Source organism: Cytobacillus solani, assembly GCF_001420595.1.
Lineage (GTDB): Bacteria > Bacillota > Bacilli > Bacillales > Cytobacillaceae > Cytobacillus > Cytobacillus solani.
Window position 1 is genome coordinate 289080 of record NZ_LJIX01000006.1, and the last position, 12781, is coordinate 301860.

At 41.6% G+C, this 12781-nt stretch carries 5 protein-coding genes, 2 rRNA genes and 2 riboswitches (1 of these 9 running past the window's edge); all 7 genes read left to right on the plus strand.

The genetic code is table 11. From position 1 onward, the window contains the following. Nucleotides 1-1215, plus strand: coding sequence for a DUF58 domain-containing protein (locus tag AN957_RS03355; RefSeq protein WP_056682294.1), 1215 nt, complete (start codon nucleotides 1-3; stop codon nucleotides 1213-1215). After that, on the plus strand, nucleotides 1215-3422 hold the full coding sequence (locus tag AN957_RS03360; protein WP_056682295.1) for a transglutaminaseTgpA domain-containing protein: 2208 nt from the start codon (nucleotides 1215-1217) through the stop codon (nucleotides 3420-3422). The genes AN957_RS03355 and AN957_RS03360 overlap by 1 nt, the downstream gene beginning before the upstream one ends. Before the next feature lie 34 nt (nucleotides 3423-3456). Continuing rightward, a riboswitch (purine riboswitch) is annotated at nucleotides 3457-3558 on the plus strand. Nucleotides 3559-3753: 195 nt separating this feature from the next. After that, nucleotides 3754-5274 carry a glutamine-hydrolyzing GMP synthase gene (gene guaA / locus AN957_RS03365; protein ID WP_172797681.1) on the plus strand — a complete coding sequence of 507 codons (1521 nt, stop codon included), beginning with the start codon at nucleotides 3754-3756 and terminating at the stop codon, nucleotides 5272-5274. Nucleotides 5275-5690: 416 nt separating this feature from the next. Next, nucleotides 5691-5792, plus strand: a riboswitch (purine riboswitch). Nucleotides 5793-6056: 264 nt separating this feature from the next. Next, on the plus strand, nucleotides 6057-7385 hold the full coding sequence (locus tag AN957_RS03370; protein ID WP_056682300.1) for an NCS2 family permease: 1329 nt from the start codon (nucleotides 6057-6059) through the stop codon (nucleotides 7383-7385). Between the two features lie 199 nt (nucleotides 7386-7584). Continuing rightward, nucleotides 7585-9648, plus strand: a complete 2064-nt coding sequence (gene ptsG, locus AN957_RS03375) for a glucose-specific PTS transporter subunit IIBC (protein WP_056682302.1) — start codon at nucleotides 7585-7587, stop codon at nucleotides 9646-9648. 373 nt (nucleotides 9649-10021) lie between these two features. Next, nucleotides 10022-11572: ribosomal RNA gene (locus AN957_RS03380) — 16S ribosomal RNA — on the plus strand. Nucleotides 11573-11992: 420 nt separating this feature from the next. Further along, a 23S ribosomal RNA gene (locus AN957_RS03385) occupies nucleotides 11993-12781 on the plus strand (it continues 2144 nt past the right edge of the window). The 16S and 23S rRNA genes sit together here, the layout of an rRNA operon.

A 12781-nucleotide genomic window follows, 5' to 3' on the forward strand; every position in this document is an offset into this window, starting at 1 on the left:
ATGAATCGGTTCTTTTCGGTCATTAAAAAAGTATGGAAATTAATCGTTTTATTTTTGCTTATAGCGATTACTTTTTCTTATGCTATGTTCCAGGGCGGGTTTGTCAGCTGGTTTTTATTTTATAGCTTCCTTCCATTTGCCCTCTATGCACTTACCCTTGCCTTTTATCCGATGAGGAATTTTGAGGCAAAGAGATCCTTCCTTAAGAGTGAATATAATGCAGGAGAAACATTAAAGGTTACGATTACAATGACAAGAAAATCTGCGTTTCCGTTGTTCTTTCTAGTATTAGAAGATTGTATTGGCGACCCTCTTTTCTTTTCGCAGCAGGGCAATCAATCAAAGGTATTTCTAATCCCGGGCATCCGTAAAGAAATCACTTGGGAGTATCAAGTGGATAAGTTACCAAGAGGCGAACATTTTTTTCGGAATATTCGTATGAAGACAGGGGACCTCCTTGGACTGATTGAAAAAGAAAGGCAGCTCCAAGCAGAAGATAAAATACTTGTTTACCCTTCATATGAGGAGATTATCTACAAGACAATGGAAAATCAATATGATCAGGGGATGACTGCTTCAAAAGAACGTGTCCAACGGGATACAACGATGGCGATTGGAATTAGAGAATATCAGCCTGGAGACCGTTTTTCATGGATTAACTGGAAAGCGACTGCAAAGCGGAATGATATTATGACAAAGGAATTTGAGCAAAGACAGTCGCATGATGTGTACATGCTAATGGATTGTATGCCGGACAATCATTTTGAAGTGATTGTTTCCTTTTCGGCATCCATCATAAAGGCAATTCTCTTAAAAGGGGCACATATCGGCTTTCTTTCTTCTGCATCTGAGCGTGTTGCTTTCCCGGTTAGAGGCGGAGAAAGTCAGCAGCAACAGCTATTTTACCATTTAGCTAAGGTAAGAGATAACAGTCCTGTTCCGTTCGATCGTGTGCTTGAAATGGAACATACCTTTCTGCTTCAAAGCAACAATATGATGCTTATTACGGCACAATTGACTAGAAGCTTAATAGAAAAGGCAGGAAGGTTTACTTCGAAAAATGGAACAGTCACGATCTTCCTCTTGAAAAATGAAAAGGAGTTCCTTTCTCAGAATGAGCTTTCTTTAAAAGCTGCTGCAAATGCAAGGGGCTTACGTATAGTTATGGTGCATGATGGACAATTTTCATCTGTATTTTCGGAGGTGGTACGATAATGACATCACGGAAGGTACAGAAGGATTTAATGACTTTTATTATGTATATATTTGGCTTTTTGCTGCTTTGGGAATGGCTAAGACCGCTGGAACAACTAACAGATACTTCGAATATTTGGGTCTTCCTCTCTTTTATTTTCATTTCACTCTTGCTTTCGTTCATCGGGACTCCTGTTATAATTGGCGGATGTATAAAATGGGTATTTATCATCGCTGCTTTAGACTTTTTATATATCGATGAAGCATTTTTTCAATTTAAGTGGGTTTCTGTATTTATTACTGATTTTATCGAAAGCTTTCAGTTTGTAATGGCAAGAGATTGGGCAAATTTAAGCAATCTTTTCAGAAGCTTTTTGTTTTTTGTTCTGCTTTGGCTGATGACTTATTTAATCCAATATTGGTTAATAAATCGTAAGCAAATATTTATATTTTTTTTCATGACATTGGTCTATATTACGGTGTTAGATACTTTTACTCCATATAATGCTGGATGGGCAATTGTACGAACGGTTATTTCAGGATTTGCCGTCTTAGGGATGCTAACCTTCTTCAGGCTTCTTGATAAAGAAGGAATCAAAAAAGAGACAAATCTTTCACGAAAATGGATGATCCCTTTAGTTGCTATGATTGTTGTAAGTATAGGCTTTGGCCTGGCTGCTCCGAAAGCAGAACCAATCTGGCCTGATCCGGTTCCATATTTAACGTCATATGGGAAAGAAAGCGGCGATGGTACAGGGGTTCAGAAAATCGGGTATGGACTGGATGATTCTAGTCTTGGCGGACCTTTCATTGGTGACAATCAAGTCGTTTTCACTGTAGAGGCGGAGTCGCGTCATTACTGGAAAGTAGAGACAAAGGATGTGTACACTGGGAAGGGGTGGATTACCTCAGGCTCAAGGGAAGTAAGAAGTCCTTTTGGTTCTGCAGATCAAGTTCCCATTACTTCTTTTTTCAATAGACCAGGTGTGGAAACAGTCAAGGAATCAAGTACAGTTTATTCACTGAACAACAATTCTCATATTGTTTACCCATTAGGTATTAAGAAAATAGATGCAGCCTCCTTCTTTTCCTTTGAATTGGAAGTGGCCACAGAGAAAATTCATTCTTTAGAAGGGGATAGTCCTTCTCCTATTAAACAATATACACTTGATTATGTTGTTCCTCGATACAGTGTAACGGCTCTAAATGAAGCTAGTTCAGAGAAAAATATAGTTGAAAATAATGAATTGATCAACAGGTATACACAGCTTCCCAAGGATTTGCCTCAGCGTATTCAGGAATTAGCTAAAGAGATTACGGATGGGAAAGATTCCTGGTTTGAGAAGGCAAGGGAGTTAGAGAGTTATTTTAGTAGATCGGGGTACTCTTATGATCAGAAAGATGTGGCTGTACCTGGAGATGATGAAGATTATGTGGATCAGTTTTTATTTGACACAAAACAAGGATATTGTGATAACTTCTCGACTTCGATGGTTGTAATGGCAAGGTCTATCGGTATACCGGCAAGGTGGGTGAAAGGGTATACAGAAGGGGAGTACAAAGGAATAAGTGAGTCGGGAAGCCGTATGTTTGAAATTACGAATAACAATGCACACTCATGGGTTGAGGTCTATTTTCCTGGAATCGGATGGGTTCCGTTTGAACCTACTCAAGGCTTTTCAAATAGTGTTCAATTTAACTTTGACACAGCTTCGCAAAGTCATGATCAGCCTTCAGTGATGAATCCTGAAGAATTGGAAAAGGATAAGCCGGAATTAAAAGAGAATAATGAGAGACAAGCTGCTTCTTCTGAAGGTTCATTTAAAAAGTTATTCGTTCCAATAAAAAACTTCTTTGAGGTTTATTGGAAATGGATCGCTTTGGTTATTATTGTATTAGCTGTCCTTGCCCTCATTATCTATAAAATCCGTGGCCGATGGCTTCCGTATTATTTAACTTTGAGATTCAAATGGACGAAAAAAGATGAAAACTTCCAAAAGGCTTACATGCTATTACTTAGAGAATTAGAACGCTATGGATTGCATCGAAAGGATGGGCAAACACTTAGAGATTATGCAGACTATGTCGATCGGTTCTTCTCGTCTAGAGAGATGGGCAGGTTAACGGCTCGATATGAACAGCTTATCTACCGGGGAAATCTCCAAAAGGGAAGCTGGAAGGAAACGAAGGAATTATGGGAAAATTTAATTAAAAAGACAATAGCTTGACCAAAAAAATGACCTGTTGATACAATAGGTATAATTAAAAACTAAATGTATCCTTCATATATCCTCGATAATATGGTTCGAAAGTTTCTACCAGATCACCGTAAATGATTTGACTATGAAGGCAGATGATTCTATTTGCTATTTCTTTTTAGGAACCAGAATTCTGCCTTCGCCATAATGTGAGGGAGAATTCTGGTTTTTTTGTTTGGTTAGCTAGTTTTTAAGATTTTTTTATGCAAAAAAGAGAACAATAAAAATATGTTTAAAAGAATTTAATTAACATAATGAGGTGAACCGTGTGACGGGGAAAACAGAATGGAACAATCAAGAAATGATTATTGTATTGGATTTTGGCAGCCAGTATAATCAACTAATTACACGCAGAATTAGAGAATTTGGTGTATATAGTGAATTGCATCCACATACGATTACAGCTGAAGAAATTAAACAGTTAAATCCAAAAGGAATCATCTTTTCCGGCGGTCCGAACAGTGTATATGAAGAGGGAGCGTTCCATTGTGATGAAAAAATATTTGATCTTGGTCTGCCGATCTTTGGTATTTGCTACGGGATGCAGCTAATGACGATGCATTTTGGCGGCAAGGTGGAAAAGGCAAAACAACGTGAATACGGAAAGGCGTTACTAAAGCTTGAAAATCAATCAAAGCTATTTGCTGAGCTTCCTGATGAACACACGGTTTGGATGAGCCATGGTGATTTAGTAGTAGAAGCGCCTCAAGGCTTTACGGTTGATGGGACAAATCCATCTTGCCCAATTGCAGCGATGAGTAATGAAGAAAAGGGCTTATATGCCGTGCAATTCCATCCAGAGGTACTTCATTCTGTTTATGGAAATGATATCTTAAAGAATTTTGTTTTTGGTATTTGCTCATGCAAAGGCGACTGGTCAATGGAAAACTTTATTGAAGTAGAAATGGAAAAAATCCGTCAGACGGTTGGAAATAAGAAGGTTCTTTGTGCATTAAGCGGCGGTGTGGATTCTTCCGTTGTTGCTGTACTTATTCACAAGGCAATCGGCGATCAGCTGACTTGTATTTTCGTTGATCATGGTCTGCTTCGTAAAGGGGAAGCTGACAGTGTTATGAAGACATTCGCAGAAGGGTTCCATATGAATGTAATCAAAGTGGATGCCCAAGACCGTTTCCTGGACAAGCTTAAAGGTGTATCTGATCCGGAACAAAAACGTAAAATTATCGGCAATGAATTTATTTATGTGTTTGACGATGAAGCGACAAAGCTTGAAGGAATCGAATTTTTAGCTCAAGGAACGCTTTATACAGACATTATTGAAAGTGGTACGGCTACTGCACAGACAATTAAGTCTCATCATAATGTCGGCGGGCTACCTGAAGATATGCAATTTAAGCTAATTGAGCCGCTAAACACTTTATTTAAAGATGAAGTTCGTGCCTTAGGAACAGAATTAGGCATTCCGGACGAAATTGTTTGGAGACAGCCATTCCCAGGTCCTGGTCTTGGTATTCGCGTATTAGGTGAAATTTCTGAGGAAAAGCTTGAAATCGTTCGTGAATCAGATTATATTTTACGCGAGGAAATCAAGAAAGCAGGCCTAGACCGCGATATCTGGCAGTACTTTACCGTGCTTCCTGACATCCGAAGTGTAGGTGTAATGGGGGATGCCCGAACGTATGATTACACAATCGGCATTCGTGCAGTGACTTCCATAGATGGGATGACATCTGACTGGGCAAGAATCCCTTGGGATGTGCTTGAGATTATTTCAACCCGGATTGTGAATGAAGTAAATCACATTAACCGTGTAGTCTATGACATTACGAGCAAGCCACCAGCAACAATTGAGTGGGAATAAAGAAAAGCGGAAGCGCCCCGCTTAGCGACGTATGGACTGGACGGCTCCCGACTGAGATAAAGGAAACACGAAGAGCGATAGCGATTCGATGTTGACTTATCGTAGGGAGGGAACGGAAGTCCAATAGTCGCTGGGCGCTGCAGCTAGACAAAAAGAAAAGCGGAAGCGCCTTGATTAGCCCCGACAAGCATAAGATAAGCCAGCGAGAAGGTTGCTCTTTAACCTACTTGATGGATTGGCTTATGACCTCGAGGGGCTAGGCGCTGCAGCTAGACAATAAAGAAAATTCGGAAGCGCCCTGCTTAGTAATTTTTATCATATGAAAAATATAAATACGAACAATAACTGAAGCGAACATGAAAATGTTCGCTTTTTATATTGACGAACTTACTTTTTGCTGATAGAATAAAGAGGAATTAAATATTGTCGTTTTACGTCGTATAATCTGGGGAATATGGCCCAAAAGTATCTACCAAGCTACCGTAAATGGCTTGACTACGAGGTAAGTGTAAGTTTTGTAGATCTCCTTACATTAGGCAGGTGCTACATATTTTACATAAACCCTGTTTGTCAACGCTTCGGTACATTTACTCCGTAGCGTTTTTTTTATTGTTTCCATTGGATGTTGCTGAAGTATAAGGGAAGTAAGTATTCTTTTGATTATTTTTGGAAAATTCCTTATATTTAGTGAATTCAAATGCTATTAATTCAATGTCGGCAATATACATTAATGAAAGAAATTTTTAAAAGAAAATAAATAGACTTATTAGGGGGAGTAATGTGTGAGAAAGTATTTCCAGTTTGAAGAACTTGGAACAAATTATCGTAGGGAGATAATGGGCGGGCTGACAACATTTCTCGCAATGGCTTATATTTTAGTTGTAAACCCGGTCACATTAACATTGCAAGATGTACCAGACCTGCCTGCAGCCCTTAGAATGGATTATGGTGCAGTATTTGTTGCGACTGCCCTGTCAGCAGCGATTGGTTCCGTAATAATGGGTCTAGTTGCCAGGTATCCGCTCAGTCTCGCTCCAGGCTTAGGTTTGAATGCCTTTTTCGCCTACTCGGTGATATTAGGAAGTGGGATTCCGTGGCAGCATGCGCTTGGTGCCGTATTTATTTCGAGTATCTTCTTTTTAATTTTAACGTTAACAGGTCTTCGTGAAAAACTAATTAATGCCATTCCGATTGAGCTTAAATATGCAGTTGGGGCGGGCATTGGTTTGTTTATTACCTTTATCGGCTTGCAAAGTGCTGGAATTATCGTAAATAATGATGCAACTCTAGTTGGAATTGGGGATTTATCAAACCCTAATACATTGCTTGCGATTTTTGGAATTATAGTGACTGTCATATTGATGACTAGAGGGGTAAAGGGCGGCGTTTTTTATGGAATGGTCATTACGATTATCGTCGGTATGATTTTCAATCTAATTGACGTACCTACTAAAGTAGTAGATGGTGTGCCTAGTATTGCTCCTACCTTTGGTGCTTTATTCTCTTCTTTTGGAGATAGTTCATTTTACACAGCAACGATGCTTGGAATTATTTTAACATTCTTATTCGTAGATTTCTTTGACAATGCAGGGACGTTAGTGGCAGTTGCGAACCAAGCTGGATTTGTAAAGGATAATAAGCTACCTCGTGCAGGTAAAGCGTTATTATCTGATTCTGTTGCTTCAGTTTCTGGATCGATTCTTGGTACATCAACCGTTACATCTTTTGTTGAATCATCTGCTGGAGTTGCTGCTGGTGCGAGAACTGGATTTGCTTCCTTAGTAACTGCAGGCTGTTTCCTTTTATCATTATTCTTTTTTCCGGTATTAAAGGTTGTAACACCAGAGGTAACTGCACCAGCGTTGATCATTGTCGGTGTGTTGATGGTATCTTCTCTTGGGAAAATTGATTGGACGAAGTTTGAAATTGCGGTCCCTTCCTTTTTAACGATGATTACAATGCCTCTCTCATACAGCATTGCAACGGGTATAGCAGTTGGATTTATTTTCTATCCGATTACAATGATTGTAAAAGGAAAAGCAAAAGAGATTCATCCAATCATGTATTTCTTCTTTGTCATCTTTCTTCTATACTTTATCTTCTTGCAATAATTTCGAAACGGAGATCCCTGTCAAAAGGATCTCCGTTTTTTTGTCTATAAAGCATAAGTAATGAAAGTAAATGATTAGGAGACTTTTGGGTAAGATACCCATAAAGTCTTCTTTTTCTTTCTTTTGGCTTATGCTTTTTTATTTATGCAAATGATAGGTCAAATGGTTGTTTTTTTGCTTATTTTAGGGAGGTTTAAGTATGTTTAAAAAAGCATTTGGTGTATTACAAAAGGTAGGTAAAGCGTTGATGCTGCCTGTTGCCCTTTTGCCAGCAGCGGGAATACTGCTTGCTCTAGGTGCGGCACTGAAGAATCCGGCACTGCTCGAGTTGGCTCCATTTCTGGATAATAACAGTGTGAAAATGGTTGCTTCAATCATGCAGAACGCTGGGGATATTGTCTTTGGAAATCTGCCTGTTTTATTTGCTGTAGGTGTAGCGGTAGGTTTGGCAGGAGGAGATGGTGTAGCAGGTTTAGCAGCCATAATTGGTTACTTAATTATGAATGTAACGATGGGCACAGCGGGAGGTATTACGGCAGAGGATGTGAATGGACTAAACTATGCGAGTGTCTTAGGGGTTCCGACTCTCCAGACCGGGGTGTTTGGTGGAATCATCGTGGGGATCATCGCGGCCTCCCTTTATAATAAATTTTATGAAATGGAATTGCCCTCTTACTTAGGTTTTTTTGCTGGAAAAAGATTTGTTCCGATTATTACAGCAGGCACAGCGGTTCTGCTGGGGTTATTACTGCTTGTTATTTGGCCTCCGATTCAAACAGCTTTAAATGCATTTTCGCAAAATATGGTGAATGCCAACTTAACTATATCAGCATTTATCTTTGGTGTCATCGAACGTTCGCTTATCCCATTTGGACTTCATCATATTTTCTATTCGCCGTTTTGGTATGAATTTGGGGAATATGTTACAAAAGCGGGTGAAGTAGTACGTGGAGACCAAAAGATATTTATGAAGCAAATTACTGATAATGTTCAAAATTTAACAGCAGGTACATTTATGACAGGGAAGTTTCCGTTTATGATGTTTGGCTTGCCGGCAGCTGCATTAGCTATTTATCATGAAGCTCGTCCGGAAAAGAAAGTGGTTGTTGGCGGACTTATGGCTTCGGCGGCACTAACCTCATTCTTAACTGGGATTACGGAACCACTTGAATTTTCTTTCCTTTTTGTTGCTCCTGTCTTATTTGGTATACATGCTATATTTGCAGGATTCTCCTTTATGACTATGCATTTATTAAATGTAAAAATCGGTATGACCTTTTCTGGGGGACTGATCGATTATATATTATTTGGTTTAATTAATCCGCAGACAAATGCATGGATTGTTATCCCTGTTGGATTAGTATTTGCTGTTTTATATTACTTTGGTTTCCGCTTTGCCATTCGGAGATTTGATTTGAAAACACCTGGACGGGAAGATACAGAGGAGGAAGAAGAGGCTGTGGTTTCTGGTAAAGGTGGAGATTTGCCATATGAAGTTCTAGAGGCGATGGGAGGAAAAGAAAATATCACAAATCTTGATGCGTGTATTACACGCCTTCGGGTATCGGTGAATGATATTAATAATGTAGATAAAAATCGCCTGAAAAAGCTTGGTGCAGCAGGGGTACTTGAAGTAGGGAAAAATATACAAGCAATTTTTGGGCCGAGATCTGAAACGATTAAAGGACAAATGAAAGACATTATGAATGGAAAAAGACCCCGCGCAGCTGTTAAAGCCCCTGAGGATGGAGTGAAGCAGCAAATAGAAGAAGTAAATCCAGATGCACTTCGAAACGAAGGGGAAAAAGACCTATTCGTTTCTCCTATTAAAGGTGAAGTGATGCCAATTACGGAAGTACCTGATGCAGTTTTTTCAGAGAAAATGATGGGTGATGGTTTTGCGATTCTTCCATCTGAAGGAACAATCGTATCTCCTGTAGACGGTAAAATAATAAATCTTTTTCCAACCAAACACGCGATAGGAATACTATCTGATTCCGGTCGGGAGATTTTAATCCATATAGGGATTGATTCTGTGAAATTAAAAGGAGAAGGATTTGAAGTTAGTGTACAAGAAAATGAGTATGTAAAAGCGGGGCAGCCGTTGTTAAAGGTGGACCTTGATTTCGTAAAGAATCATACACCTTCAATTATTACCCCTATTGTGTTTACTAATTTGAAGGAAGGAGAAGGTGTTGTTATTAAAAAGCAAGGTATGGTTGAATTGAAGGAGGAAGATATTATCTCTATATCCAAGGCGTAATATAAATGGGGAAACCAGTCATGTTTACGATGACTGGTTTCTCTTTTTCGCTAAAATAGTTTACTACCAGGAATTTTCATACTGTGTCTGCTTTATAATGAGTAGAAAGTTGAAGGAAAAATAATCAAGTATTAATTAAAAATAATTGTTGACTGAATATGTGAAGAGGTGTTATTATAAAAAAACGGTCGTTAACAACTTATAAGAATTTAATTGAATTTAAATTAATAGTTGACACTGTAATTGATAGATGATATATTAGTAAAGTCGCTTTTGAGCGAAGCTATCAATTGTTATTGCTCTTTGAAAACTGAACGAACAAAAAACGTCAACGTAAATTCAAGTTTTAAAACTTAAGAGCTAATCTTACTCTTTATTGGAGAGTTTGATCCTGGCTCAGGACGAACGCTGGCGGCGTGCCTAATACATGCAAGTCGAGCGAATCTGAGGGAGCTTGCTCCCAAAGATTAGCGGCGGACGGGTGAGTAACACGTGGGCAACCTGCCTGTAAGACTGGGATAACTTCGGGAAACCGGAGCTAATACCGGATAATCCTTTTCTACTCATGTAGAAAAGCTGAAAGATGGCTTCGGCTATCACTTACAGATGGGCCCGCGGCGCATTAGCTAGTTGGTGAGGTAACGGCTCACCAAGGCGACGATGCGTAGCCGACCTGAGAGGGTGATCGGCCACACTGGGACTGAGACACGGCCCAGACTCCTACGGGAGGCAGCAGTAGGGAATCTTCCGCAATGGACGAAAGTCTGACGGAGCAACGCCGCGTGAGTGATGAAGGTTTTCGGATCGTAAAACTCTGTTGTTAGGGAAGAACAAGTACCGTTCGAATAGGGCGGTACCTTGACGGTACCTAACCAGAAAGCCACGGCTAACTACGTGCCAGCAGCCGCGGTAATACGTAGGTGGCAAGCGTTGTCCGGAATTATTGGGCGTAAAGCGCGCGCAGGTGGTTTCTTAAGTCTGATGTGAAAGCCCCCGGCTCAACCGGGGAGGGTCATTGGAAACTGGGAGACTTGAGTGCAGAAGAGGAAAGTGGAATTCCAAGTGTAGCGGTGAAATGCGTAGAGATTTGGAGGAACACCAGTGGCGAAGGCGACTTTCTGGTCTGTAACTGACACTGAGGCGCGAAAGCGTGGGGAGCGAACAGGATTAGATACCCTGGTAGTCCACGCCGTAAACGATGAGTGCTAAGTGTTAGAGGGTTTCCGCCCTTTAGTGCTGCAGCAAACGCATTAAGCACTCCGCCTGGGGAGTACGGCCGCAAGGCTGAAACTCAAAGGAATTGACGGGGGCCCGCACAAGCGGTGGAGCATGTGGTTTAATTCGAAGCAACGCGAAGAACCTTACCAGGTCTTGACATCCTCTGACAATCCTAGAGATAGGACGTTCCCCTTCGGGGGACAGAGTGACAGGTGGTGCATGGTTGTCGTCAGCTCGTGTCGTGAGATGTTGGGTTAAGTCCCGCAACGAGCGCAACCCTTGATCTTAGTTGCCAGCATTCAGTTGGGCACTCTAAGGTGACTGCCGGTGACAAACCGGAGGAAGGTGGGGATGACGTCAAATCATCATGCCCCTTATGACCTGGGCTACACACGTGCTACAATGGATGGTACAAAGGGCTGCAAGACCGCGAGGTTTAGCCAATCCCATAAAACCATTCTCAGTTCGGATTGCAGGCTGCAACTCGCCTGCATGAAGCCGGAATCGCTAGTAATCGCGGATCAGCATGCCGCGGTGAATACGTTCCCGGGCCTTGTACACACCGCCCGTCACACCACGAGAGTTTGTAACACCCGAAGTCGGTGGGGTAACCGCAAGGAGCCAGCCGCCTAAGGTGGGACAGATGATTGGGGTGAAGTCGTAACAAGGTAGCCGTATCGGAAGGTGCGGCTGGATCACCTCCTTTCTAAGGATGAAATGAAGTCTAACTTCATTAAAAGACGTTTCATTGTTCGTTCAGTTTTGAGAGAGTAATCTCTCATATTATTTTGCTCCTGCGCCGCAGTAGTTCGAGGAAGATAAACCTCAGCTCGTCGCAAGGCAGCATGATGAATAGCTACGAAGCTTAATCACGTTGTGATTGAAATCAGTAGCCTTGTTCTTTGAAAACTAGATAATGCAATAAAGAAGATAACCGAGTAATCGCCATCTTAGTTTTTTCTCTTATATTGAGTTTTTAAAACCAAGTAAGAGTGTAAACCATGAGGGCAATGAGCAACAAGCAGATCAAGGAAGCGACCGAGCGAGCACCGGAACGTACTCAGTACGTGAGGAGCACAGCGAGAGAGCTGACGCCGAGATGCGCAGTTGATCATTGACCGAAGTAGGTTAAGTTAGAAAGGGCGCACGGTGAATGCCTAGGCACTAGGAGCCGATGAAGGACGGGACTAACACCGATATGCTTCGGGGAGCTGTAAGTAAGCTTTGATCCGGAGATTTCCGAATGGGGGAACCCTCTATCCGTAATGGGATAGAATCTTTACCTGAATACATAGGGTATTGAAGGCAGACCCGGGGAACTGAAACATCTAAGTACCCGGAGGAAGAGAAAGCAAACGCGATTCCCTGAGTAGCGGCGAGCGAAACGGGATTAGCCCAAACCAAGAGGCTTGCCTCTTGGGGTTGTAGGACACTCTACACGGAGTTACAAAGGAACGAGGTAAATGAACAGGTCTGGAAAGGCCGGCCAGAGAAGGTAAAAGCCCTGTAGTTGAAACTTCGTTCCCTCCAGAGTGGATCCTGAGTACGGCGGGACACGAGAAATCCCGTCGGAAGCAGGGAGGACCATCTCCCAAGGCTAAATACTCCCTAGTGACCGATAGTGAACCAGTACCGTGAGGGAAAGGTGAAAAGCACCCCGGAAGGGGAGTGAAAGAGATCCTGAAACCGTGTGCCTACAAGTAGTCAGAGCCCGTTTATGGGTGATGGCGTGCCTTTTGTAGAATGAACCGGCGAGTTACGATTACATGCGAGGTTAAGTTGAATAGACGGAGCCGCAGCGAAAGCGAGTCTGAATAGGGCGAATGAGTATGTGGTCGTAGACCCGAAACCAGGTGATCTACCCATGTCCAGGTTGAAGTTCAGGTAACACTGAATGGAGGACCGAACCCACGCA

Coding starts and splice junctions, on each gene's coding strand:
- AN957_RS03355 (WP_056682294.1), top strand. CDS start 1: ATGAATCGGTTCTTTTCGGTCATTAAAAAAGTATGGAAATTAATCGTT.
- guaA (WP_172797681.1), top strand. CDS start 3,754: ATGATTATTGTATTGGATTTTGGCAGCCAGTATAATCAACTAATTACA.
- ptsG (WP_056682302.1), top strand. CDS start 7,585: ATGTTTAAAAAAGCATTTGGTGTATTACAAAAGGTAGGTAAAGCGTTG.
- AN957_RS03360 (WP_056682295.1), top strand. CDS start 1,215: ATGACATCACGGAAGGTACAGAAGGATTTAATGACTTTTATTATGTAT.